Raw genomic sequence first — 24388 nt, 5'->3', positions numbered from 1 at the left:
CTACCCGAGGAAAACATCCATGAAGACCCGCGCCGCCGTTGCCTTTGCCGCCAAGCAGCCGCTCGAAATCGTCGAGCTCGATCTCGAAGGCCCCAAGGCCGGCGAAGTGCTGGTGGAGATCATGGCGACCGGCATCTGCCACACCGATGCCTACACATTGGACGGGTTCGATAGCGAGGGCATCTTCCCCTCCGTGCTCGGCCACGAGGGCGCAGGCATCGTGCGCGAAGTGGGCGCGGGTGTCACCAGCGTGAAGCCGGGCGATCACGTGATCCCGCTCTACACCCCCGAATGTCGCCAGTGTAAGTCGTGCCTCAGCGGCAAGACCAACCTGTGCACCGCGATCCGCGCGACGCAGGGCAAGGGGCTGATGCCCGACGGCACCACGCGCTTTTCCTACAAGGGCCAGCCGATCTTCCACTACATGGGCTGCTCGACCTTCTCGAACTTCACTGTCCTGCCTGAAATCGCGGTCGCAAAGATCCGCGAGGACGCGCCGTTCCAGAGCGCCTGCTACATCGGCTGCGGGGTGACCACCGGCGTCGGCGCGGTGACCAACACCGCCAAGGTGCAGGTGGGCGACAATGTCGTGGTGTTCGGCCTCGGCGGGATCGGCCTCAATGTCATCCAGGGCGCGCGGCTGGCAGGCGCGAACCTGATCGTCGGCGTCGATATCAATCCCGCGCGCGAGGAATGGGGCCGCCGGTTCGGCATGACCCACTTCCTCAACTCGGCAGGCATGAGCCGCGAGGACGTCGTCGCCAGAATCGTCGAAATGACCGATGGCGGCGCGGATTACACCTTCGATGCCACCGGCAACACCGAAGTGATGCGCACCGCTCTTGAAGCCTGCCACCGCGGCTGGGGCACCAGCATCATCATCGGGGTGGCCGAAGCGGGCAAGGAAATCGCCACCCGCCCGTTCCAGCTCGTCACCGGGCGCAACTGGCGCGGCACGGCTTTCGGCGGGGCCAAGGGCCGCACCGATGTGCCCAAGATCGTCGACATGTACATGACCGGCAAAATCGAGATCGACCCGATGATCACCCACGTAATGGGCCTCGATGAGATCAACACCGCCTTCGATCTGATGCACGAAGGCAAGTCGATCCGCAGCGTCGTCGTCTTCTGACGCCCGAACCCCCGCCCGCTGGTTAACCGAGTGGTTACACGCGCGCGCTATGGCCATTGCCGCCACTTTCCCCTCGTGGCGTGCAATGGTGACCGATGTACGAGAGCAGGATTGCAGCCGAAAAGCTGACCGTGGCGTCAGTCGCGGGTTTCCCGGAGGCAATTGACGCGCTTGCGGCGTGCAACCTCGCGGGCCACGGCTTCCTGCGTGCGGCGTGGTATGCGGCGCGCACGGTGCAATTGCCCGGCACCGCGCCAAGCGGGCGCACGCTGCTGATCCGGCGCGCTTCGGGCGAGGTGATCGCCGCCATCCCCACCATCGCCTTCGGACCGCTGGTCGGCCGGGCGCGCAAGGTGCCCGGCTCCTACTGGCCGCTGCGCTCGGCGCTGCTCGCGCCCGATTGCGATGTCGTCGAACTGGCGCAGGGGCTCGATCGCGGCGCGCGCAGCCTTGGCCCGGTATGGCGCATCGGCCCGGTGCCGACATCTGATCCGGCCAACCAGCTGATGATCAAGGCCGCGCTACTGGCCAACTGGAGCGTGCTGTCGCGCCCGGCCGGCACCGCATGGACCATCGATCTTGATGCCGCCCGCGCCGAGGGCTGGCCGCGCCCCTCCACCGCCAAGCGCCTCGCCAAGGCCGAACGCCGCCTCGCGCAGCTCGGCACGGTGGAATGGCGCTATGTCCGGGGGAGCGACTGGAATCCGGGCGTGCTCGATCAGCTCGCCAAGGTCGAACAGGCCAGCTGGATTGCCACCACCACCGACGGCAGCGGCGCCAAGTTCATGAGCCACGGCCAGCGCGCCCTGTGGCGCACGGTGCTGGCCGATCCGGTGCTCGCCGAAAAGCTCTGCGCAACGATCCTGATGATCGACAACGCCCCCGCCGCCTTCAGCTTCGATCTGTACGACGGCGCGGTGCAATATGGGATCGCCGGCAGCTATGTCAGCGCGCTTGCGAAGTACGAGGTCGGCAAGATCGTCAACGCCCGCGCGATCAGCGATGCCATGGCCGCCGGGTGCAGCGTCACCGATCTCGGGGCCGGCGATAGCGGCTACAAGCAATATCTCGGCGCAGCGCCTGCCTATGACATGGAAGACCTGCTGTTCGTGCGCAGCCGCACGGCCGCCCGGATGCTCGCCAATGTCTGGGGTGCCGAGCGCAATCCGGCACAGCCCGTCGCCCCGCGCGCCAAGGTGGTTGTAATGCATGGCTGAGGGCTCCTCCTCGTCCAAGCTGGCGGCACAGGTTCGCAATGCGGTGATCTGGCGCTCGGGCAGCCAGATCGGCACGCAGATCGTGTCCTGGGCCTCGACCCTGATTGTGATCCGCCTGCTGGCGCCGGACGATTATGGCCTGTTCGCCATGGCGCAGGTGATGCTGATGCTACTCAGCACCATGAACGGCTGGGGCCTCGCATCCGCGCTGATCCGCGAGGATGATGTCAGCGAGGAACGCCTGCGCCAGACGCTGGGGATGCTGATCCTCCTGAATTGCGGCTTGGCGCTTATCCAGTTCATCGCCGCGCCGTTGGTGGCGGCATGGTTTGAACAGCCGATGGTGACCGATCTGCTGCGGGTGCAATCGCTGCTCTATCTCGCGGTGCCCTTCTGCGCTTTGCCCCACGCGATCCTTAGCCGCCGGATGGATTTCCGCCGCCCGGCGCAGGTGCGGCTGGCCTCTGCACTGGCAGGGGCGGTGACCGCGCTCACGGGCGCGCTGTCGGGCTGGGGGGTGTGGACGCTCGTCTCCGCGCCGATGGTGATGCTGCTGACCGAGGCCGTGGGGATGACCTGGGCCGCGCGCGCACCGATCCGCCCGAGCTTCCGCTTTGCCGGTGCCGGACATATTGCCGGCTTTGGCGGGGTGATGACAGCGACGCAGATCTTCTGGTTCATCCAGAGCCAGGCCGACGTGATGATCGCGGGCCGCGTACTCGATACCCACACCTTGGGCGTCTACACGACGGGCCTGTTCCTCGCGCAATTGCTGGCCGCCAAGTTCGTGCCGCCGATCAACGAAGTCGCCTATGCCGCCTATTCGCGCCAGGGCAATGTCGGCGCGGCGCCGCTGCTGGCGACGATCCGGCTGGTGCTGCTGGTGGCGCTGCCCGCCTATGCCGGGCTGGCCGTGGTCGCCCCGGTGCTGGTGCCGGTGCTGCTCGGCGAAAAGTGGATCGGCATCGTCCCGCTGCTGCCGGTGCTGGCGATCGCCATGGCGATGCTGACCCTGCAAATCCTGTTCGCGCCCGCCACCAATGCGCGCGGCTTTCCCGGAATTGCCCTGCGCGTGACCATCTCGGGCGCGGTTGTGATGCCGCTTGCCTTCCTTATCGGGTCGCGTTGGGGCGTGATGGGCTTCGCATGGGGCTGGGTTGGCGGCATGGCGGTGCTGACGGCGACCACGGTCGCGCTGTCGCAGCGCGTGCTCGATCTAAGGCTCGGCGATCTGCTGGTGGCGATTGCCCCGCCGCTCGCCGCTGCGCTGGTGATGGCGGCGGGCGTGGCGCTGGCGCTGGCCGTGCTTCCGGCGATGCTGCCCATTGCCGCGCTGGCGCTGATGGTGGCGCTGGGCGTGGCGCTCTATGGCGGCGCGCTGAAGCTGATCGCGCCTGACCGGATCGCCGAGGCCCTGCGCTTTGCCCGCACCCGCGGCGAAAGCGAGGACAGCGAAGGCGAGACCGCCCCCCTTCCGGCCGAGTAGCCCCTACCAAAAGCACGCGATTGACTTGGGATAGCCGATGCTCTTGGGCAGGGGCATGACTGCGACCCGCCCTGCCCCCGTCACCCGTCTCTATCCTGTCGGCGACATTGATCTGGCCGTCCACGAATGGGCGCCTGCTGCCGGCCACACGCCTGCCGTGCCGCTGGTGTTCGCCCATGCGACCGGCTTTCACGGACGGGTGTTCGACGCCATTATCGAGCAGTTTCCGGCCCACCCCGCCTATGCCATCGACCTGCGCGGACACGGGCAATCGGGCGGCGGGCCGATCAGCGACTGGAAGGTGGTTGCGCGCGATGTCGCCACCTTCCTCGATGCGGCGGGCCTGACGCAGGCGGTCGGCATCGGCCATTCGATGGGGGCGCATACGCTGGTGCAGGTCGCCGCCGATCACCCTGAGGCTTTTGCGCGGCTGGTGCTGTTCGATCCGGTGATCCTCGCGCCCGAATTCTACGCGCCGGGAGAGCCGCTCTACACCGCAGACAACCCCCACCCCGCGATCCGCCGCAAGCGCGATTTCGCGAGTGCCGAGGAGATGATGGAGCGGTTCCGGACACGCGATCCCTACATCCTGTTCGCCCCGCGCGTGTTCGAGGATTACTGCCGCTACGGCCTCGTCCCGGCCCCGGCTGGAGAGGGCATGGAACTCGCCTGCGCGCCCGAGATGGAGGCGAGCGTCTATGCCTCCAGCCGCAGCAATGGCGCGGTGCTCGAAGCGGCGACGCGGGTGACGGTACCTGTGCTGGTGGTGCGGGCGCAGATGACCAGCCTCAACGACTTCAAAAGCTCGCCCACTTGGCCCGAGTTAGCACGCCGTTTGCCCCTCGGTAGCGACCTTTACCGGCCCGATCGCACCCACTTCCACCCCTTTGAAGACCCGCTTGATGCAGCTCAAATCATTGATTCATTTATGAAAACCTGATTTTTGCCTGTAGGATAATGTTTCACGTGAAACATTTTGTGCAAGCTTACGCCGCAGCCGCCAGCAGATCATTCAGATCGCCGCGCACCTGCCCGATTTCCGCCGGACTCGGCTTGCGCAGGTTCGCGGAAATCTGGCTCGCCAGTCCGCCATAGAAGGTGACAAGACTGGCATGGAGCGGATGCTCCGGCGCAACCGAGCGGGCCAGCCAGACCGTGATCGATTGCGCCCGCGCCAGCGGATCGCGCGGGACGGCGGCCGGGTCCTTGCCCAGCGCGAGGAGCGCCTGCCCGAGGGCGGCGACCGCCTCCTCCAGACAGATGCGGGTCAGCTCCCCCGCGCTCGATGCCTCGATCCGCGCATCGAGTTCGACCCGGCGATAGGCGGCGGCAGGATTGCGGGCGAGCATCATCATCGACCCTCCTCCTAACTGTCCCCCGTCAGCACCAATGGCACAGATTTGAGGTTGTGATTTAAGGAGGGTTGGGGCTTCGTCGTAGTGACGAAGGAACGAAGATGAAGACCCAATCCTCCTTGAAAAAATCGGCACCCAAAAAGCCCCCCGCTGAGCGGGTTGTGAAGGACATCCGGCGGCAGACCCGTCGTCATTTCTCGGCTGAAGACAAGATCCGGATCGTGCTCGATGGGCTACGCGGTGAAGACAGCATCGCCGAGCTCTGCCGCAAGGAAGGCATCGCCCAGAGCTTGTATTACACCTGGTCGAAGGAGTTCATGGAAGCGGGCAAGCGCCGACTTGCCGGTGATACTGCTCGTGCCGCAACCACCGGCGAAGTGCAGGATCTGCGCCGCGAGGCCCGTGCCCTCAAAGAATGCGTTGCGGACCTGACGCTCGAAAACCGTCTGCTGAAAAAAAGCATGATCGCGGATGGGGAGGGCGAAGAATGAGGTATCCCGCATCCGAGAAGCTTGAGATCATCAGGGTCGTCGAGCAGTCCCACCTGCCCGCCAAGCGGACGCTCGACAAGCTGGGCATCGCCCGTCGGACCTTCTACCGCTGGTATGACCGCTATCTCGAGGGCGGGCCGGAGGCGCTGGAAGATCGCCCTCCGCGCCGAGCCGGGTGTGGAACCGCATCGCGCCTGAGGTGCAGGATCAGATCGTCGGACTCGCGCTGGATTACAGCGAGCTGTCCCCACGCGAACTGGCCGTGCGATTTACCGATGAACGCCAATACTTTGTGTCCGAAGCCACGGTTTACCGCCTGCTGAAAGCACACGACCTAATCACCAGCCCGGCCTATGTCGTGGTGAAAGCGGCTGATGCGTTCCATACCAAGACCACCCGGCCAAACGAGATGTGGCAGACCGATTTTACCTACTTCAAGATCATCGGGTGGGGCTGGATGTATCTCTCCACCGTGCTCGACGACTTCTCGCGCTATATCATCGCCTGGAAGCTGTGCACCAACATGCGGGCCGAGGATGTGACCGACACGCTGGACCTCGCCCTGGCAGCTTCCGGCTGCGACAGCGCCACGGTGCTGCACAAGCCAAGGCTGCTCAGCGATAATGGTCCCAGTTACATCGCGGGAGAACTGGCGGAATACATCGAGGCCAACAAGATGAGCCACGTGCGCGGCGCCCCGATGCACCCGCAAACCCAGGGCAAGATCGAGCGCTGGCACCAGACCCTGAAAAACCGCATCCTGCTGGAGAACTACTTCCTGCCCGGCGACCTCGAGGCCCAGATCGAGGCCTTCGTCGAGCACTATAACCACCAGCGTTATCACGAAGCGCTGTCCAACGTGACACCCGCCGACGCCTACTTCGGCAGGGCCCCAGCCATCATCAAACAGCGTGAAAGGATCAAGCGACAGACCATCGAACATCGGCGCTTGCAAAACCGCAACCTCGCCGCGTAACATCAACCCCCGGACGAGGCCCGCACTCCGCTAATTTACGCCCCGTGTTGTGCCGAATGTTCTGACGACGGACACTTCGATTGTCCGGCGCTGTGGATCGCCCCAGCCGCGCGCGATCACGCTGTGGCCGAGGGCTTTCTGGTGGTCGATCCCGCGACGGTCATCGCCACCCACGCCAATCAGGCGCTGCTGGCCGAAGCGCACCAACTGCTCGGCCCGGATGAAGTTCGCGAATGGGTCGAGGGCCTCAAGGCCCGCGCGCCTGCGCTGGTAGAGGCGGTGACCCCCGATCCGCTCACCCTGCCCGCACTCACGCGCACCCTGCGCGCACTGGTGGCCGACGGGATCGGGCTCGCCCACCCCCAGCCGCTGTTCACCTCGCTCGCGCTGGCCTTGCAGAAGACCGGTGATTTCGACGCGGTGATCGATGCCGTACGCGCCGATCTGGGCGGTCGCCTGATCGCGCGCATCGCCGCGCCGGGCGAGCCGCTGAAGGTCATCACGCTCGATGCCGGACTGGAGGCCGCGATCCTCGGTGGAATGGTTGACCCTGCCAGCGGCCAGCCACTCATCGAGCCCGATTGCGGCAGCATGATCGCGCGCGGGATCAATGCGCTGGCCGATGCCGAGAAAGGCGCGCTCGCCCTGATCGTCCAGCCGCCCGCGCGCCGCGCGCTCGCCGCCCTGCTGCGCCAGCGCAGCCCCCGCTGTCTGGTGCTGTCGATTGCAGAACTGCCGCCGACCCAGCCGATTGCGGTGGTGGGCGTGATCGGTGAGCCGGCCCCGGCAGAACCACCCGCGCTGGAGCATGCGCGATGAAGCACGATCACACGTCATTCGCCGTCGCCAGCCCCTATGCGCCCTCGCGCACCGAAGTGGCCGACCGCGTGCGCCGCTTTCTCCCACTGGTGCGCCGCGCCGCGTGGCACATCCATGGCAGCGGGCGGGAGGGCCTTGAGGTCGAGGATCTGGTGCAGGCCGGCATCCTTGCGCTCACCGAATGCGCCCAGCGCCATACAGGCCCGACCGAGGACGGCTTTGCCGCCTATGCCAAGATCCGCGTGCGGGGTGCGATGCTCGACGAGGTGCGCCGCGCCGCCCACGACACCCGCACCGCGCGCCGCAAACGCGCCGCCTATGAACGCGCCGCCGAGACCCTGCGAGGGCAGCTAGGACGCGAGCCGAGCCGCGCCGAGCTCGCCCGCCTGCTGGAGGTGGACGATGCCGAACTGCTCGCCATCGAAAGCACCGGCGTGACAATCACCCCGATCACCGAGGAATATGACGAGACCTCGACCGCCTTCGTCAGCGACGATCCCGATCCCTTCGAGGCCCTGTGCGCAGCCGAGGACCGCGAGCGGCTGCTCAAGGCGATGATCGCACTGCCCGACCGGCTGAAACTGGTGCTGCAACTGTTCTTCGTCGAGGAGCTGAACCTCACCGAAATCGCCGCCGTGCTCGATGTCAGCGTGCCGCGCGTCCACCAGCTGCGCGCCAAGGCCCTGAAGGACCTGCGCGCGCTGCTGGAGGGATAGTTACAGCCAACCCGTCACCCCGCGTCCCCGTCGGCATGGCCGCGTCCGGCAGCGGTGGCTTCCGCCGAGCCGCCTGCGCCCTTGCCACCCGCGGCTTCCCACCAATAGGGATGGCGTGCCGCCGTGCCGGTGCCGGTCTCGTTCATGGTCTTTGCATCATAGAGCCGCCCGCCGAGCATCACCTGTTCGATGTTGTCGGAATTGGCGATGTCCTTTGACGGATCGGCCGACAGGATCACGAGATCGGCCAGCTTGCCCGCCTCGATGCTGCCGATATCCTTGGCCATGCCGAGCGATTGCGCGGAGGTGATCGTGCCCGCCTTCAATGCCTCGACCGAGCTCATCCCGCCGCGCGCGAAGCTCCACAGCTCCCAATGCGCGCCGATACCGGCCTGCTGGCCGTGAGCCCCGATGCTGACCTTGACCCCGCGCTGGGCCAGCTTGCGCGCCTCGCGTGCGTTGTTGTCGTCAACGAAGGCCCAGTCGGGCGCCGTGGTGCGTCGTCCGGTATCGGCCAGCAGCATCTTGGGCGGGGTGTGCACCATCAGCGGGTTTTCCCAGACATTGGTCGCCTGCCGCCAATAGGGATCGCCCGCAAGGCCGCCATAGGTGACCACCAGCGTCGGCGTGTAATTGGTGTTCGCCTGCCCGAAGAACTGCAGCACATCGTTGTAGAACACATCGACCGGAACATTATGCTCGAGCGTCGAATTGCCATCGGCAACGATGTTCATGTCCATCCCGAACAGCGAACCGCCCTCTGCGACGACCAGCATGTTCTCGGCCGCCGCGGCGCGCACCACCATCTGGCGCTGTTCGCGGCGCGGCTGGTTGTAGTTCTTCACCGAGATGCCGCCCTGCGCCTTGATCCGGCGCACGTGCGCGAGCGCATCCTCGTAGCTGTCGATCCGCGCGTAAACATCCGGAGCCTTGGCGCCGTAGATGATCTCCCCGGTCGAGAAGATGCGCGGCCCGGTGGTGAGGCCGGCGCGCTGGCGTTCGGCGGCGGCGAAGACGGTGCTCGCCTGCGAGGACGGATTGTGCACCGTCGTCACGCCGAGCGCGAGGTCCTGCAACAGCGTCCAGTTCTGCTGCGGGATGAGATCGCCCACCCCGTAGGCACCATGGGCATGGGCATCGACGAGGCCGGGCATGATGGTCTTGCCGCTGGCATCGATGAAGCGGGTGCCTTCCGGGAAGGCGATCTTGACCGTGGTAGCATCGTGGACGCCGGTGATCCGGTCGCCTTCGATCACGATCATGCCGTTCTCGATCACGCCGGCATCATCCGCCGCAAGGCCTGCGCGCATGGTCAGCACCCGCGCGCCGGTGATGACGGTGGTGCCGGTGGGCTTGGCCTTCTGCACCGTCACGCCCAGAGGAATGCCGGTGGTGGGCGGGGTGTAGGCGGCTGTCTTGTCACCCTCGGCTTTGGGCGCATTGGCGAAGAGTTCGCTGACATTGGCGCTCTGCAAGGACGGGCCGATCGACCAGAAAAGCGTTTCGCCCCCGCGCGCCCAGCCGAGATAGTCCGCACCCCCGGTGCTGACCTTGGTGACGGGCAGCGATCCGCCGCTTTCGCTGACATCGACCGGCTTGCCGCCGGGCACCAGCGGCATCGCGAAGACCTCGTAATTCTGGCGGAAGGCGATGGTGCGGCCATCGGGCGCGATGCGCAGATCATTGGCAAGATCGCCCTTGGCATGGACGCGCTTTGCCTCGCCATTGAGGTCGGTCGAGACCAGCGCCAGCCCGCCATCTTCGCGGCCCAGCATGAACAGGCGATCGGACGCAGCGCCCCATTGCGGGTTGGCTCCGTCACGGGTGACCAGCCGCGGCTCTCCCCCGGCGACAGGCATGACATAGACGCCCGGGTCTTGCGAGAAATCGGGCGAGGTCAGGTATCCGCCCTCGCGCTTTTCGAAGGCGATCATCGCCCCGTCGGGCGAGAAGGCGAGATTGCCGTAATGCCCCGGGCCGACGAGCACGCGGCGGTTCTGCCCCTGCGCATCGGCCAGCACGATTTCGCCGAGCTTGTCATCGCTCCAGCGGACATAGGCGAGCGCGCCGCCATCGCGGCTGAAGGCGGGGAAGGCTTCGATCACATCGGCGCTGTCACCGGTCAGCGGGCGCGGCAGGTCCTTGCCTCTGGCCGATTTGGTGTGGAGTTTGCCGAGCGTTTCGAACACGACGCTGGCCCCGTCGGGCGAGAGCATCGCAAAGCGCGGCATGGTGGTGGTGAAAGTCTCGGGCGCAACCTCGATCACCGGATGCGGCGCATTGGCGACGGCGCGGGTGTCGTTGACCTTGAAGGGGATCACCGCATGGCCGGTGCCGTCGCGGTTCACGCGGTTCAATTTGCCGCCCGCCCAGAAGATGATGGCGCTGCTATCGGGCAGCCAGTCGATATTGGGATAGACCCCGGTGACCGCCCAGGTCTCCTGTACATCAAGATCAAGCTTCCCGAAGACCATCGCCTCGCGTCCGCTGGCGAGGTCCTTCACCCATAGCTGGGTCTGGTCCTTGTCGCGCCGGACAAAGGCGATCTGCTTGCCATCGGGCGAAGGCGCGGGGCGCACCGCGCCACCATAGCCGGAGACCGCGGTGGTCACCTCACCGGTCGCCAGATCCTTGCGCTCGATCGCGAAGATGCCCGCGTTCGAATCCTGCGCATAATCGAATACGTTCCCGCCAGTGGTGTTGCGGGTGTAGTAGATCGCCGAGCCGTCGGGCGCGAAAACGGGTTCGCCCAGCTCCTTCTGCAGCCGCTCGTTGGCGCGCTCGACCACCTGCACCCCGCCGCCGCCGCTGACGTGGTAGAGCCAGATCTCGCCCGTGCCGGCGCTACGCTCGGTGGTAAAGTGCTTCTTGGCCGCGATGTAGCGCCCGTCGGGCGACCAGGCCGGCTGGTTCAGAAGGCGGAAGTCCTCCTTGGTCACCTGCCGCTTGTCCGAGCCGTCACGGTTCATCACCCAGATATTGTCCCCGCCGCCGCGGTCGCTGGTGAAGGCGATGCGGGTGCCATCGGGCGAAAAGCGCGGCTGCACATCCCAGGAAAGGCCTTCGGAAATGCGGGTCGGCGTACCGCCGGTAATCGGCATGGTGTAGATATCGCCGAGCAGGGTGAAGGCGAGCGTCTGGCCGTCGGGCGAGACATCGACATCCATCCAGGTGCCTTCTTCCGTGCTGATCGGCACCTGCTTGATCACCGCACCCTTGGGTGCCTCGACGCTCCAGCTCTCGTCCGCCTTGGCATCCTTGCCCTTCGGCGCAGCGGCAACGGGCGAGGCCATGACGGCGGCCCCGGCAAGCAGGGTGGCGGCAAGATAACGCATGAAAAGTCTCCCTCTGTCGGCGCGGGAGACTAGCGGGGCGAGGTGATATTGCTAGGGGGTGAAGCGTCGTTGGTCGATTAGGGTCGGCACCCCAAGGGAAGGCGCGCCATGCTGAACAGGATCACGAACAATTTCGCAGGTCTGACGATCGCGGGCGTCGCGCTTGCGTGGTTTTTTCCGTCCGCCTTTACCTGGATGACCGACGGGCGGATTTCGGTCGCGGGCCAGTCGCTCCTGAGCCTTGCGCTCGGCGTGATCATGCTGGCGATGGGCCTCACCCTGACCTTCGAGGATTATCGCGGCCTCGCGAAAATGCCGCGCGCGCTGCTGGCCGGGGTGGCGCTGCAATTCACCATCATGCCGCTGTCGGGCTTTGCGGTCGCCAAAATGCTGGGGCTGGAGCCGGGGCTGGCGGTAGGGCTTATTCTAGTGGCCTGCTGCCCGGGCGGCACCGCGTCGAACATCGTCACCTATATCGCGCGCGGGCATGTGGCGCTGTCGGTGGCGATGACCATGGCCTCGACCCTCGCGGCGGTGGTGCTGACCCCGCTGCTGACGGGGTGGCTGGCTGGGGCTTACGTGGAGATCGACCGGCTCAATCTGCTCCTCAACATGATCGCGGTGGTGCTCGTGCCGGTGGTGCTGGGGACGCTGCTGAACCGCCTGTTCCCGCGCGCCGCAGAACGGGTGAGCGCGGTGCTGCCGCTGGTGGCGATCGTGCTCGTCATCCTGATTGTTGGCGGGATTGTCGGCGGAGCCAAGGCGCAGATTGCGGAGCATGCTGGCGTGCTGCTGCTGGCGACCTTCCTGCTCCACGCGCTCGGCTTTGCGCTCGGCTACGGCCTAGCGCGGGTGCTGGGGCTGGGCGAGATCGAGGCGCGGACGATCAGCATCGAGGTCGGGATGCAGAACTCCGGCCTCGGCTCAGGGCTGGCCAAGACTCCCGCCTTCGCCGCACAATTCGCCAGCGTGCAACAGGCCGCGCTCGCTCCGGTACCGGCGGCGATCTCGGCAGTGTGGCACGTGTTGATCGGGAGCCTGCTCGCGGGGTGGTGGCGGCGGCGGGGTTAAATCACCCGTACATCCCCCGCTTCGGCCCGAGATAGCCGAACAGATAGGCTCCCACCTTGCGCATCTGGATCTCCTCCGAGCCTTCCGTGATCCGGTAGCGGCGGTGGTGGCGGTAGATGTGCTCGAAAGGCTTGTGGCGCGAATAGCCGATGCCGCCGTGGACCTGCATCGCCCTATCGGCCGCCTCGCACACCAGCCGGTTCGCCCAGTAATTGCACATCGAGACCTTGTCCGAGATGGTCTTCTCGATCGCCTCGTGGGGCATGTTGTCCATCTCCCACGCGGTCTTGAAGATCAGGAGCCGGAGCATTTCTGCCTGCGTCGCGAGTTCCACCAGCGGGAACTGGATCGCCTGATTGCGCGCCAGCTCCTCGCCGAAGGGCTTGCGCTCGCGGGCGTATTTCACGCTCTCGTCGATGCAATAGAGCGCCGCGCCGCAGCTGCTCGCCGCCTGCCGGATGCGGTTCTGGTGGACGAAGCTCTGGGCGAGCGCGAGGCCGCGGCCTTCCACGCCGAGGATCGCGCTGTCCGGTACCCAGACGTTGGTGACGCTGAGGCGCGGGTGATCGGTGGGCATGTTGAACGTCCACATCCACTCCTCGATTGTGAGGCCCTCGGTGGGGTTGGGGACGAGGAAACAGGTGATGCCGCTCGCGTCCCCCGCCTTGCCCGCCGTGCGCGCGAACATCGCGCAGTGGGTGGCGACGTGCATCCCGGTGATCCACATCTTCTCGCCATCGATCCGCCAGCCGTCGACGCCGTCACGAGTCTCTCTGACCGCGACGGTTTCCATGTGGGTGGCGTCCGATCCGTGGTGCGGTTCGGTGAGACCGAAGGCGACGCGCCGGGTGCGCTCGAACCCGCCGAGGATGAATTCATGCTTCTGCTCCTCGGTCCCCCACTGGTCGAACATGGCGACGAAGGGGAAGTTGCCGACGATGGAGTGTTCGTTCTGCAAATCATTGTGCAGGCCAAGGCCTTTGCGCGCAAAGTGCTCGCGGATCACCGCCATCCAGAGGTTCGCGCCATCCTTCCCGCCATAGCGCTTGGGGGCGGAGAAGCGCCAATGGCCCGCCTTGTCAGCACGGCGGGTGGCTTCCTTGAGCAGCTCCTCCCACTCGTGCCGGGGCAAGCCGCCCGCTTCGAAGTCCGTGCGCGCATACTCGCGGCGGTGGTCGAAGAAGCGGATGTTGTCGTCCTGTTGCTCCAGCGGCTTGATCTCGGCGGCGATGAAGGCGTCGAGTTCGTCGAGGTAAGCCTGAAGGTCGGCGGGGATGGCGAAGTCCATGAGTTATTCCTCTCCGGTCCATTTTTTGCGCGCCACGGCGAGCGCAGGATATTTGGGACTGTCCACCGCAGCCTGGGCCAGCGCATCGACCCTTAGCTGTGCGTGAAAGGCTGGATCATGCAAGCCGGCCTCTCCGCGCAGGATCAGGTCGCTGTCCCCCATCCCGTCCAGATAGGCGAAATTGCCATGCTCGCGCGCCAGAATGCCCAGCGCATTGCGGGCAACGGCCAGTTGAAACCGGTCATGCCCGGAAAGCTTGTCCTTGATCGTGCCCAGCCATTCGGACACCGCGACAGCCAGTTCGTCGATTTGCGCAACACCTTGCGGCGAGAGAAGGCGCGGGATTTTCTTCAGAGGCAAAACCCGCGCACCATGACCGGACTCATCCTCCAGCAGCATCAGCAGATCGAGCTCCTGCTCGCTGGTCCGGCGCGAGATCACCACGCGTTCGAGCATCCGGTCCGCGCCGGAGCGCCATTGCGCCGCCATCTTGAGGCACCCCATCGCCCACCACACGGTGCGGTAGATCGTCCAGAAGCGGAAGCGCGCAGGGTCGATTTTTACGCCCGCCTCGGCCTCATAGGCGGCGATGTAGTCTTCGATTGAGCCCAGCCCCAGCGCGGGCCGGTCGTAGCGGGCAAAGCGCCACACCGCCATGCAGCCGAAGGCGAGGTCTTCGTGGCGGTCGCCGAAATGGGCGATCTCCCAATCGAGCACGCCGGTCAGGCCTGAGCCCTCAACCAGCAGATTGCCCATCCGGTAATCGCCGTGGTTGAGGACGGGCTCGACCTCAGGCGGGCAATTGTCCTCCAGCCACTTCAGCCCAAGCGCGATGATCGGGCGATCCCCGCCCGCGTCGATGAACTGCGCTTTGAGATCGGCGATGGCGGCGAGGTAGTCCATCACCGGCACGCCCTCGGGCACATCGGCCTGCCGCAGCGAATGGATGCGCGCCAAGTCCCGCGCCGCCTGCTTGAGCAGTCCCGCCGGATCGTCGCACGCCAGAATGACCTTGGGGTCCGCCGTCCCCGGCAGGGCGCGCATGATGAAGCCCGAGCCAAGCCCGTCCGCTTCTTCGAGCACCGCCACCACTTGCGGAGCCGTCACCTCCTTGGCGCGCGCGGCCTCGATCAGCGCCGCTTCGGTGGAGTGCGAATAGGGCCGCCCCTCCATGAAGGCGAGGCTGGGGGCACGGCGCAGGACGAAGGTCTCGTCACCGCAGGCAAATCGCCAGCTTTCCATCACCGCCCCGCCCGTCAGACGCTGCGGTGCCAACGACAAAGCGCCGAGGCCGACGCGGGCACAGACCCGCGCCAGCCCGGCGCTCAGTTCGTCAACCGAAATGCCCACGCAGTCTTACGCGAGCACGCTGTCCTTCTTCACGGTGATCACCTGCGGATAGGTGAACTCCTTGAGGCCTTCCTTGCCATATTCGGCGCCGAAGCCCGACTGCTTGTGCCCGCCGAACGGCGCGAAGGGCGAGAGGTGGAGGTATTCGTTCACCCACACCGTGCCTGTTTCGAGCTGTTCGGCGATTTCGACGCCCTTCTCCGGATTGCCGGTCCACACCGCACCCGCAAGGCCGTATTCCGAGTTGTTGGCGCGCGCGATAACCTCTTCCTCGGTCGAGAACTTCATCAGCGGCATGACCGGGCCGAACTGCTCTTCGGCCACGATGCGCGCGTCTTCGGGCGGGTTGTCGAGGATGGTCAGCGGCACGAAGTAGCCGGTGCCCGAAGGATCGGCATTGCCGCCCAGCAGGAACTTGTAGCCGTTGTCCTTGGCATCCTCGATCAGCTCGAGCACGCGCTCGTACTGCTTCTTGTTCTGGATCGGGCCGACCCCGGTGCCCTGCTCGCTGCCATCGCCGACCTTCACGGTCTTGGCATATTCGACGATCGCGGCCGACAGCTCGTCATAGATGTCCTCGTGGATGTAGACGCGCTTGGCCGCCACGCAGATCTGCCCCGCGTTGGAGAAGCTCGACCAGAACAGCTGTTCGGCGACCTTCTTGGGATCGGCATCGGGCAGCACGATCGAGGCGTCGTTGCCACCGAGTTCGAGGGTGATGCGCTTCAGGTCAGCCGAAGCGCCTTCCATGATCTTCTTGCCCGTCGCGGTCGATCCGGTGAAGGTGATCTTGTCGATATCGGGGTGCGAGGTGATCATCGGGCCGAGGTCGTCCTCGCCGGTGATGATGTTGACGACGCCGGCGGGCACCACGTCCGCAATCAGCTCGGCGATGCGCAGGGTGGTGAGCGGGGTGAAGGGCGAGGGCTTCAATACGATGGTGCAGCCCGAAAGCATGGCCGGCACGATCTTCTGGATCGCCATCATCACCGGGAAGTTCCACGGCACGATACCGCCGACCACGCCCACCGGCACGCGGCGGGTGCGCGAGAGGCGGGTGTCCGAATCCTCGTTGATCTCGTCTTCGAGGCTGAGGGTCGATTGCGCTGCGCTCATCCCGGCCGCGCCATAGATTTCGCCCCGGGCCTGATCATGCGGCTTGCCCTGTTCGCTGGTGAGCAGGCGGTAGAGCTCCTCGGCATTGGCCTTGATCGCGCCCGAAATCGCCATGATGGCGGCGCGGCGTTCCTCGATCGGGGTGTTCTTCCAGGTCTTGAACGCGGCGCGCGCTGCGGCGACCGCCTGGTCAAGCTCGGCCTTGCCGCAGGCGGGGACCTGGCCGATCACCTGCTCGTTGGCGGGGTTCACGACGTCGAGCCAGCGGTCGGTGCCGACCATCTTGCCGCCGATAAGGTTCTTGTACTGGGTGACCATGATGTATCCTCTCTCAGAAGGGGGGGAGTCGTCTCTCTCCCGCGCAAACTGGCGCGTTGCATTCAAAAACGCAATCGCTGCTGTGCCCCAATATGTAAGCGGCGCGGTCCATGTCTTCGCCTAGCGATTGCGCTATTGCCGCGCGGGCTTAAGGAAGCCGCAAGCCCTATCGCCCAAGAGGTTCGAGCATGACTGATTCCCGCCCCGATCTGGTAATCTATGGCAGCCCGGTGTCGCCCTTCGTGCGCAAGGTCGCCGGCCTGTGCATCGCCAAGGACGTCGCTTACGAGATCGAGGCGATCAACGTCTTCGCCCCGCCTCCATGGTTTGCCGAAATCTCCCCGATGAAGCGCATCCCGGTGCTGCGTGATCGTTCGGTGGCAGAAGAGGGCATGGCGGGGACCATCGCCGACAGCTCGGCGATCTGCGCTTTCATCGAGAAGAAGCACCCCGCCCCGGCGCTCTATCCCGAAGACCCGATGGCGCTAGGAGAGGCGCTGTTCATCGAGGAATATGCCGACACCGCACTCGCCATGGCGGGCGGACTCGGCATCTTCCGCCCGATCTTCTTTGCCATCACCAAGGGCGAGGCGCCCGATCTGGCCAAGGCGCGCGAGACCTGGGCCAGCCAGCTGCCGCCGATCTTCGACGTGCTCGAAGCGCGGCTCGGCGGGCGCGCGTTCTTCGCCGGCGATGCCCTGTCGATTGCCGACATCACCGTGGCCTGCGTGCTGATGCAGGTATCGCTGGTGGCCGAGACCCCGCTCGACCGCTGGCCCGGCCTTGCCGCGCAGTTTTCTGCCATGCAGGCCCTCCCCGCCGTCGCCCAGCCCTTTGCGGCGGCCGAGCGGATTGTGCGCAAGGCCTTGCCCACCCCCTTCGACCTGACCTAATCCTCACCCCACCACGAGCAAAGGACAAAGAGCGGCGCATGGCCAGCGAATGGTGCATCGGGATCATCGGCGGATCGGGCCTCTATGCCATGGACGGCATCGAGGACGCGCAGTGGATTGCGATCGACACGCCCTGGGGTGATCCCTCGGACGAGATCCTCTGCGGCCGCATCGGCGAGGTGAAGGTGCGCTTTCTCCCGCGCCATGGCCGGGGCCACCCGATCTCTCCTACCGAGCTCAATTCGCGCGCCAATATCGATGCGCTGAAGCGCGCCGGGTGCACCGATATCCTCGCGATCTCGGCGGTCGGCTCCCTGCGCGAGGAGCTGGAGCCGGGGCGTTTTGCCGTGGTCGAGCAGTTCATCGATCGCACCGTCCACCGCCCCAGCACCTTCTTCACCAGCGGCTTTGTCACCCATGTCTCGATGGCCGATCCGGTGTGCCCGCGCCTGTCGGACATGGCGGCCAAGGCCGTCAGCAAGGCCAAGGGCAAGGTCGCCGTCGGTGCGACCTATCTCGCCATGGAAGGCCCGCAATTCTCAACCCGCGCCGAAAGCCGGATGTATCGGCAATGGGGCGCGGACGTGATCGGCATGACCGCCATGCCCGAAGCCAAGCTCGCGCGCGAGGCAGAGCTGCCCTACGCCCTCGTCGGCATGGTCACCGATTACGATTGCTGGCGGGACGGCGAAGCGGTGGACGTGGCCGAGGTCATCACCCAGATGCAGGCCAATGGCGCGCTCGCCCGGGCGATGGTCGCCAACTTCATCGCCGGCCTGCCCAAGACCCGCGCCCCTTCCCCGATCGACAACGCATTGGACGATGCCGTGATCACCGCGCCCGACGAGCACGACCCCGCCGTGATGGCGAGGCTCGATGCGGTCGCCCGCCGCCTGCTCGGATAGGCCTCTCCCCCCGCGGCTTCGCGATCAGGCGATTCGATGATAGCCTTCCGAAGGTGGGACGAATCGCTGTGCGGCCTTGCCGGAACACAGCGCCTTGGGAGGGGATGGACATGCCGAACTACACACTCAAATGTGCTGTGGCCTCGATCGCGGTTGCAGCAATGGCGGCTGCGCCGATTGCGGCGAAGAAGGCGGACAGCCTGCGCGATCTGATCGGAGCCTCGGGTGCCGGCGCAGAAACCCAGCTCGCCAATCGCGGGTTCGAATTCATCTCCGGCGACAAGACCAACAACACCAGCAACACCTACTGGTGGCACCAGAGCGACAAGGACTGCATCCGCGTCAGTGTCACCCAAGGCCGGGTCGCCGCGATCAACGATGCCAAAGCCTCGGACTGCGGCAAGAAATCGGGCAACGACGGCGCGATTGCCGCGGCGGCGATCGGCGCGGTCGCAATCGGCGCGCTGCTCTTCGCCGGCAAGGACAAGGACCGGCACCGCGACCAGTATAATCAGGACTGGCAGCAGGTCGAAGTCCGCAACACCCAGTCGGGCTTCCTGCGCATCTTCCGCGACCCGGACAAGAATTCGCGGGTACGCGGCGAATTCCGTGAAGGCACGCTCCTGCGCAACTATGGCTGCGACCGCTATAACGGCGAGGTCTGGTGCGATGTTACCACGCTCGACAACCGCACCCGCGGCTGGGCGCGCGACCGCTACCTGCGCGTCACCGACTGGCAGACCTATCCGCAGCGCCCCGGTGGGGGCTCGGGCGGTGGCTGGGGCGGCTCGGGCGGTTCGTGGGCGGATTTTGCCGATCTCAACGGCTCGCGCGCACCGGGCGCTCAGAACACGCTGCGCCAGCGCGGGTTCCGCAATGTCGACGGCTTCCGTTCGGGGTCGACCGCCTACACCATCTGGTTCCGCGAAAGCTCGCGCCAGTGCATCCAGATGGCCGTCGCCGATGGCCGGGTGGACAGCATCGTCGACATTCACAACCATCCGCGCTGCCGCTGAACGGCTGCGCGCGAAAACGGACGAAACGGCGCAGAATGTGATATTGTCCTCCCACCTTGGGGAGGGAGAATCACGATGCGCCTTTCTGTTTCGGGTCTTGTGCTGATCGGCGGGCTTGGCTCCGCCGCAGCGCTGCTTTCCGCCACCGCCCTGTCGCAAGGCTCTGCGCCCGGGCCGGTGCGCTACGCCATGGACGCGGCCACCATGAGCGGTTTCGGCGCCATGATGGGCGGCGGCGGCGGCTTGGGCGCGATGATGGGGATGATGGGCGGCGGCGCTCCCAAACCGGTGCGCACGCTCGAACTGCATCACGGCGCCGGGACGCCGCCCCCCGCCAAGCCCGAAGCCAACCATTTCATGCCCAAGGGCGCCGGGCTCGGCGCTTCGGTCAAACTGCTGCCCCCGCCGACGGGCGAGACCGGAGGCGAGACGACATTCGAACGGCCGAGCGGACGGCTGCTGCTCTATTGGGGCTGCGGCGAACGCGCGCCCAAGGGCCAGCCGGTGGTGATCGACTTCGCCAAGGTCGCGCGCGGCGAGATTCCGCCGGGATTGTTCACGGCCGGGGTCGATCTGCCCGAGGACTGGCAGGTGCGCCTCGCCAACAGCCGCACCTACACCAACTGGCCCAATGGCAGCGACAAGAAGACAGTCCCGGCCACCAGTTCGCTGCTGGGCGCGCACCGGATCGCGGCAAACTACTCCAAGGAAATCGCCTTCACCCTTGGCGAGGATTTCATGCCGCCGCTCCAGGCCAGCACCAGCAACACGCCCGCAGGCGGCAGCAAGCTGGCATGGGCAGGGCTGGAGAAGGCGACCGGCTACTACGCTTGGGCGATGGGCGCGAAAGACACCGGACGCGGCGGCGCGCCGACCGAGATGGTATGGTGGGCCTCGTCGAAGCAACAGGCCTTCGGCGGCCCGCTGTGGGACTGGATCTCGCCCGCAGGTGTGCGCAAGCTGATTGCCGCCGGCACGGTGATGCCGCCTGAACAGCGCGACTGCATTGTCCCTGCCGAAGTCATCAAGGCCAGCGGCGAGGGGTTGATGGTGAGCCTGCAAGCCTATGGTCCGCAAGCCGATTTCGCCTACCCGCCGCGGCCGGCCGATACCCGCAAGCCGTGGAACCCGGAGTGGATCGCGCGGGTGCGGTTCCGTTCCTCCACCATGCTGATGCCGGGGATGGAAGGCATGGGCGGCATGGGAAGCGGCGGCACCACGCAACCGGCCGAAGAGGCCAAGCCGCGCAAGCCCAAGTGCAAGGGCCTCAAGGGCATTGCCGAGCGGGCTGCGGGGCTGTGCGAGTAGGGCCTAGGCCCAATCGCCCAGCAGCGGCGAGAACTCGTCCACCCGGATCGACTGCCACACGCCCCCGGTGAGATAGGGATCGGGCGCGAGGATTTCGCGCGCCTGCGCCTCGTCCGCGGCCTTCACGATCAGCAGCGAGCCGATGATCAGGCCATCGGCGCGCTTCAGCGGGCCGACGATCACGAAATGATCGGCATTGGCGTGGATGAAATCGAGATGGGCCGGGCGATGGATCGCGCGCAGGCGTCCGCCATCCTCTCCGTCGCGGCAGTGGAAGCAGAACATGCGCATGGTGTTGCAGGGCCCCTTTTGATCGCGCACCAAGGCTACCCGCACGCCGATGCACGGGTCAAGGACGGCGGTTGCAAAGAGCGCGCTTGAAGCGCAGCCTCATGGGGTTCAGAGGGCCGGATATTCCTTCGAATCGTATCAGGTGAAACCAGTTATGGCTGATGCCGCCCCGCCTCCCGCTATCGACCGCACCGAGCTGCGCCGCGCCTATGCCCAGAACGAGGAAGCCTGCATCGCCGAACGCTTGGAACAGGCGGCTCCTGCGGCGAGGGTGCACGCAGCGGCAGCGCAGCTCGCGATCGATCTGATCGAAGGCGCACGCGGCAAGAAAGCCAGCGGGATCGACGCTTTCCTCCAGCAATATGGCCTCGACACCGAGGAAGGCATCGCGCTGATGTGCCTTGCCGAAGCGCTGCTGCGCGTGCCCGATGCGGCCACGGCTGGTGCGCTGATCAAGGACAAGATCGGCCAGATCGACTGGGGCGAGCACTTGGGCGAGAGCACTTCGACCTTCGTCAACGCCGCGACCTTCTCGCTGATGCTGACCGGGGAAGTGCTCGATCCGCCCGATGCGCGGCAGAAGGGGCTCGGGAGCGCCTTCAAGCGCGCGATGAACCGGCTGGGCGAACCGGTGATCCGCACAGCCACGGCGCAGGCGATGAAGATCCTCGGCGGGCAGTTCGTGTTCGGCCGGACCATCGACGAGGCGCTGAAGCGCGCCGCACCTGAGCGGGCGCGAGGCATTACCCATAGCTTCGACATGCTGGGCGAGGCAGCGATGACCTTCGCCGATGCCGAGAAATACCGGCAGTCATACGAAAGTGCGCTCATCAGGCTGGCGCGTGAAGCCGGCGCAGGGGTCGCAGGCTCACCGGGCATCTCGGTCAAGCTCTCGGCGCTCCACCCCAAGTACAATATCTTCCACGCCGACGAAGCCAGAGCGGCGATGGTGCCGGTGATCCGCGATCTCGCGGTCCGTGCGCGCGATGCCGATATCCACTTCACCATCGACGCCGAAGAGGCCGAGCGACTGGAACTGAGCCTCGACATCATCGAGGAACTGGTCGCCGATGATGATCTTTTCCGCCGCCCCGACGGCACCCGCTGGGAGGGTTTCGGACTCGCGATCCAGGCCTACCAGAAGCGCGGGCTGTGGGTGTGCGACTGGGCAGGCAAGCTGGCGCGGCGGCACGGGCGCAAGCTGTTCGTGCGGCTGGTGAAGGGCGCCTATTGGGACAGCGAGGTGAAGCTCGCGCAGGTGGGTGGCTACACCGACTACCCGGTCTTCACCCGCAAGGTCGCAACCGATGTCAGCTACCTCGCCTGCGCCGCGCGGCTGTTCGAGCACGCCGATGTGATCCGCCCGGCCTTTGCCACGCACAACGCCTACACAATCGGCGCGATCAAGCATCTCAGCGAAGGCAAACCCTTCGAATTTCAACGCCTCCACGGCATGGGCGAAGAAGTCTACGACGCGCTCCACGCGCTCGAAGGCAACCAGCGCACGCCGGTGCGGATCTACGCGCCGGTGGGCGGGCACAAGGAACTGCTCGCCTATCTGGTGCGCCGCCTGCTCGAGAACGGGGCCAATACCAGCTTTGTGAACCGCATGGGCGATGCCGACATTCCGGCCGAAGATCTGGTCGGCGATCCGGTGGCAGAACTTGCCGCGCTGGAACCGCGCCGCAATCCGGCGATCCCGCTGCCGGATGCAATCTTCGGCGCAAGGGACAACAGCGCAGGGATCAATCTGGCTGATCCTCTGGTGCGTGTGCCATTGCTGCAACAGCTCGCAGCGCTCGAAACCCGCCAGTGGGCCGCCGCGCCCAGTCTTGCCGCCACCCCCCAAGGCCCCGCCACGGCGATCACCGCGCCGCATGACCGCAAGCAGACAGTCGGCACAGTGCACGAAGCCACCGCCGCAGAGATTACGGACGCCTTTGACGCAGCCGCAGCGATCCAGCGCGGCTGGGACGCCTTGGGCGGCGAAGCGCGCGCGCTGCTGCTCGAAGAAGCGGCCAACCTGTTCGAAGCGCACACGGCCGAGTTCCTCAGCCTGTGCCAGCGCGAGGCGGGGAAAACCCTGCTCGATTCCGTGCTCGAACTGCGCGAGGCGGTCGATTTCCTGCGCTACTACGCAGCCGAGGCACGGCGGCAGTTTGCAGCGCCCCTCACCCTGCCCGGGCCGACGGGCGAGGAGAATACGCTATCGCTCCACGGGCGCGGGGTGTTCGTCACCATTGCGCCGTGGAACTTCCCGCTGGCGATCTTCATCGGCATGGCCTCGGCAGCGCTGGCTGCGGGCAACACCGTGCTCGCCAAGCCCGCCCCGCAGACCCCGCTGATCGCCGCGCTGGCGGTGAAGCTGTGTCACGAGGCAGGCATTCCGCCCGAAGCGCTGCAACTGATCCCCGGCGGCAGCGCGGTGGGCGCCTTGCTGACCGCCGACCCGCGCCTTGCAGGCGTTGCCTTCACCGGATCGACCGCCACCGCACGCGCCATCAACCGTTCGCTCGCAATGCGCGACGGTCCGATCGCCACACTGATCGCCGAAACCGGCGGGCAGAATGCGATGATCGTCGACAGCTCGGCCCTGCCCGAACAGGTGGTGCGCGATGTCGTGGCGAGCGCCTTCCAGAGCGCCGGGCAGCGCTGCTCGGCCTTGCGCGTCCTCTACCTGCAGGAAGACGTGGCCGACACCATGCTGGAGATGATCCGCGGCGGGTTCGAGGCGCTCACTCTGGGCGATCCGTCCGATCTTTCCACCGATGTCGGCCCGGTGATCGACGAGGCCGCGCGCGCCCGGCTTGAAGCCCATGTCGCCGAATGCGCGGCCAGGGGCTGGCCCGTCACCCGCCTGCCGTTGCCCGAGAACCACGAGGCGGGCTGCTTCGTCGCGCCCACAATCATCGAAGTGCCCTCGATCCTTGCATTGCAGGACGAGAACTTCGGCCCGGTGCTCCATGTCGCACGCTTCAGCGCGGGTGCGCTGCCGCAGGTGGTCGCCGACATCAACGCCACAGGCTTCGGCCTGACGCTCGGCCTCCACAGCCGTATCGCGGAAACGCGGCGCTTCGTGCAGGCCAACGCGCGGGTCGGCAATTTCTACGTCAATCGCAACCAGATCGGCGCGGTGGTGGAAAGCCAGCCCTTCGGCGGCGAGGGCCTGTCTGGCACCGGACCGAAAGCGGGCGGGCCGCACTATCTGGCGCGTTTTGCAACCGAGCGGGTGATGACGATCGACACCACGGCGGCGGGCGGCAATGCCAGCCTGCTCGCGGCGGGGTAAGCGCGCGTTCAGACAG

At 66.2% G+C, this 24388-nt stretch carries 18 protein-coding genes and 1 pseudogene; 13 read left to right on the top strand and 6 right to left on the bottom strand.

What is annotated here, in order from left to right:
- Positions 1–19 precede the first annotated feature (19 nt).
- The 4 genes from RSE14_RS11395 (at position 20) to RSE14_RS11380 (ending at position 4775) form a co-directional block, all read left to right on the top strand.
- On the top strand, positions 20–1132 hold the full coding sequence (locus tag RSE14_RS11395; protein WP_324073765.1) for an S-(hydroxymethyl)glutathione dehydrogenase/class III alcohol dehydrogenase: 1113 nt from the start codon (positions 20–22) through the stop codon (positions 1130–1132).
- A gap of 95 nt (positions 1133–1227) precedes the next feature.
- Complete coding sequence (locus RSE14_RS11390) at positions 1228–2349, top strand: GNAT family N-acetyltransferase (protein WP_324073762.1); 1122 nt, start codon at positions 1228–1230, stop codon at positions 2347–2349.
- Positions 2342–3835 carry a lipopolysaccharide biosynthesis protein gene (locus RSE14_RS11385; RefSeq protein ID WP_324073760.1) on the top strand — a complete coding sequence of 498 codons (1494 nt, stop codon included), beginning with the start codon at positions 2342–2344 and terminating at the stop codon, positions 3833–3835. Before RSE14_RS11390 ends, RSE14_RS11385 begins: the two co-directional genes overlap by 8 nt.
- Before the next feature lie 55 nt (positions 3836–3890).
- The gene (locus RSE14_RS11380; protein ID WP_324073757.1) at positions 3891–4775 is read left to right on the top strand and encodes an alpha/beta hydrolase; all 885 of its coding nucleotides are present in this window, start codon (positions 3891–3893) and stop codon (positions 4773–4775) included.
- A 46-nt stretch (positions 4776–4821) separates the two neighbouring features.
- Here RSE14_RS11380 and RSE14_RS11375 read toward each other — a convergent pair whose 3' ends face one another.
- Entirely contained in the window at positions 4822–5190 is a 369-nt protein-coding gene (locus RSE14_RS11375; RefSeq protein WP_324073755.1) for a hypothetical protein, read from the bottom strand.
- Between the two features lie 101 nt (positions 5191–5291).
- Here RSE14_RS11375 and RSE14_RS11370 point away from each other — a divergent pair.
- From RSE14_RS11370 to RSE14_RS11360, 3 genes and pseudogenes are all read left to right on the top strand, one after another.
- Positions 5292–6657, top strand: a pseudogene (locus tag RSE14_RS11370) (IS3 family transposase).
- 33 nt (positions 6658–6690) lie between these two features.
- A complete protein-coding gene (locus RSE14_RS11365) occupies positions 6691–7476 on the top strand; it encodes an FHIPEP family type III secretion protein (protein WP_324076907.1) in 786 nt (261 codons plus the stop codon).
- Positions 7473–8192, top strand: a complete 720-nt coding sequence (locus RSE14_RS11360) for a sigma-70 family RNA polymerase sigma factor (protein WP_324073753.1) — start codon at positions 7473–7475, stop codon at positions 8190–8192. Before RSE14_RS11365 ends, RSE14_RS11360 begins: the two co-directional genes overlap by 4 nt.
- A 14-nt stretch (positions 8193–8206) precedes the next feature.
- Here the strand turns inward: RSE14_RS11360 and RSE14_RS11355 are convergent, their stop codons facing one another.
- Positions 8207–11527, bottom strand: coding sequence for an amidohydrolase family protein (locus tag RSE14_RS11355; RefSeq protein WP_324073750.1), 3321 nt, complete (start codon positions 11525–11527; stop codon positions 8207–8209).
- Positions 11528–11635: 108 nt separating this feature from the next.
- On the opposite strand from RSE14_RS11355, the gene RSE14_RS11350 reads away from it, so the two are divergent.
- On the top strand, positions 11636–12598 hold the full coding sequence (locus RSE14_RS11350; protein WP_324073748.1) for a bile acid:sodium symporter family protein: 963 nt from the start codon (positions 11636–11638) through the stop codon (positions 12596–12598).
- Position 12599: 1 nt separating this feature from the next.
- Here RSE14_RS11350 and RSE14_RS11345 read toward each other — a convergent pair whose 3' ends face one another.
- Genes RSE14_RS11345 through RSE14_RS11335 form a run of 3 tightly spaced genes read right to left on the bottom strand, consistent with a single transcriptional unit; the run spans position 12600 to position 16670 of the window.
- Positions 12600–13886 (bottom strand): acyl-CoA dehydrogenase family protein, encoded by a 1287-nt coding sequence (locus RSE14_RS11345; RefSeq protein ID WP_324073746.1) that lies wholly within the window; start codon positions 13884–13886, stop codon positions 12600–12602.
- Positions 13887–13889: 3 nt separating this feature from the next.
- A complete protein-coding gene (locus RSE14_RS11340; protein WP_324073744.1) occupies positions 13890–15236 on the bottom strand; it encodes a phosphotransferase in 1347 nt (448 codons plus the stop codon).
- 6 nt (positions 15237–15242) lie between these two features.
- A complete protein-coding gene (locus RSE14_RS11335) occupies positions 15243–16670 on the bottom strand; it encodes an aldehyde dehydrogenase family protein (RefSeq protein WP_324073742.1) in 1428 nt (475 codons plus the stop codon).
- Between the two features lie 188 nt (positions 16671–16858).
- Here RSE14_RS11335 and RSE14_RS11330 point away from each other — a divergent pair, with 188 nt between their 5' ends.
- The 4 genes from RSE14_RS11330 to RSE14_RS11315 all read left to right on the top strand — a co-directional run bounded on the left by RSE14_RS11330 (position 16859) and on the right by RSE14_RS11315 (position 20792).
- Positions 16859–17563: a glutathione S-transferase family protein gene (locus RSE14_RS11330; protein ID WP_324073740.1), complete on the top strand. Its 705-nt coding sequence runs from the start codon at positions 16859–16861 to the stop codon at positions 17561–17563.
- A gap of 38 nt (positions 17564–17601) precedes the next feature.
- On the top strand, positions 17602–18468 hold the full coding sequence (mtnP, locus tag RSE14_RS11325; RefSeq protein ID WP_324073738.1) for an S-methyl-5'-thioadenosine phosphorylase: 867 nt from the start codon (positions 17602–17604) through the stop codon (positions 18466–18468).
- Positions 18469–18578: 110 nt separating this feature from the next.
- Positions 18579–19484, top strand: coding sequence for an SH3 domain-containing protein (locus RSE14_RS11320; protein WP_324073737.1), 906 nt, complete (start codon positions 18579–18581; stop codon positions 19482–19484).
- A gap of 75 nt (positions 19485–19559) precedes the next feature.
- Entirely contained in the window at positions 19560–20792 is a 1233-nt protein-coding gene (locus RSE14_RS11315; RefSeq protein ID WP_324073734.1) for a hypothetical protein, read from the top strand.
- A 3-nt stretch (positions 20793–20795) separates the two neighbouring features.
- Here RSE14_RS11315 and RSE14_RS11310 read toward each other — a convergent pair whose 3' ends face one another.
- Positions 20796–21083, bottom strand: a complete 288-nt coding sequence (locus RSE14_RS11310; protein ID WP_324073733.1) for a YciI family protein — start codon at positions 21081–21083, stop codon at positions 20796–20798.
- Between the two features lie 154 nt (positions 21084–21237).
- Here RSE14_RS11310 and putA point away from each other — a divergent pair, with 154 nt between their 5' ends.
- Positions 21238–24372: a bifunctional proline dehydrogenase/L-glutamate gamma-semialdehyde dehydrogenase PutA gene (gene putA, locus RSE14_RS11305; RefSeq protein WP_324073731.1), complete on the top strand. Its 3135-nt coding sequence runs from the start codon at positions 21238–21240 to the stop codon at positions 24370–24372.
- Positions 24373–24388: the final 16 nt, after the last annotated feature.

It is taken from the genome of Erythrobacter sp. (assembly GCF_035194505.1).
Taxonomy (GTDB): Bacteria; Pseudomonadota; Alphaproteobacteria; order Sphingomonadales; family Sphingomonadaceae; genus Erythrobacter.
Note: the sequence above shows the minus strand (reverse complement) of the source record. Positions and strands in the feature narration are given on the sequence as shown.

Excerpts from the sequence above, each read along its gene's own strand:
- RSE14_RS11395 (WP_324073765.1), top strand. The coding sequence starts at position 20 with ATGAAGACCCGCGCCGCCGTTGCCTTTGCCGCCAAGCAGCCGCTCGAA.
- RSE14_RS11375 (WP_324073755.1), bottom strand. The coding sequence starts at position 5,190 with ATGATGATGCTCGCCCGCAATCCTGCCGCCGCCTATCGCCGGGTCGAA.
- RSE14_RS11320 (WP_324073737.1), top strand. The coding sequence starts at position 18,579 with ATGCCGAACTACACACTCAAATGTGCTGTGGCCTCGATCGCGGTTGCA.
- RSE14_RS11380 (WP_324073757.1), top strand. The coding sequence starts at position 3,891 with ATGACTGCGACCCGCCCTGCCCCCGTCACCCGTCTCTATCCTGTCGGC.
- RSE14_RS11355 (WP_324073750.1), bottom strand. The coding sequence starts at position 11,527 with ATGCGTTATCTTGCCGCCACCCTGCTTGCCGGGGCCGCCGTCATGGCC.
- RSE14_RS11310 (WP_324073733.1), bottom strand. The coding sequence starts at position 21,083 with ATGCGCATGTTCTGCTTCCACTGCCGCGACGGAGAGGATGGCGGACGC.
- RSE14_RS11385 (WP_324073760.1), top strand. The coding sequence starts at position 2,342 with ATGGCTGAGGGCTCCTCCTCGTCCAAGCTGGCGGCACAGGTTCGCAAT.
- RSE14_RS11330 (WP_324073740.1), top strand. The coding sequence starts at position 16,859 with ATGACTGATTCCCGCCCCGATCTGGTAATCTATGGCAGCCCGGTGTCG.
- RSE14_RS11345 (WP_324073746.1), bottom strand. The coding sequence starts at position 13,886 with ATGGACTTCGCCATCCCCGCCGACCTTCAGGCTTACCTCGACGAACTC.
- RSE14_RS11360 (WP_324073753.1), top strand. The coding sequence starts at position 7,473 with ATGAAGCACGATCACACGTCATTCGCCGTCGCCAGCCCCTATGCGCCC.
- RSE14_RS11315 (WP_324073734.1), top strand. The coding sequence starts at position 19,560 with ATGCGCCTTTCTGTTTCGGGTCTTGTGCTGATCGGCGGGCTTGGCTCC.
- RSE14_RS11390 (WP_324073762.1), top strand. The coding sequence starts at position 1,228 with ATGTACGAGAGCAGGATTGCAGCCGAAAAGCTGACCGTGGCGTCAGTC.
- mtnP (WP_324073738.1), top strand. The coding sequence starts at position 17,602 with ATGGCCAGCGAATGGTGCATCGGGATCATCGGCGGATCGGGCCTCTAT.
- RSE14_RS11350 (WP_324073748.1), top strand. The coding sequence starts at position 11,636 with ATGCTGAACAGGATCACGAACAATTTCGCAGGTCTGACGATCGCGGGC.
- putA (WP_324073731.1), top strand. The coding sequence starts at position 21,238 with ATGGCTGATGCCGCCCCGCCTCCCGCTATCGACCGCACCGAGCTGCGC.
- RSE14_RS11335 (WP_324073742.1), bottom strand. The coding sequence starts at position 16,670 with ATGGTCACCCAGTACAAGAACCTTATCGGCGGCAAGATGGTCGGCACC.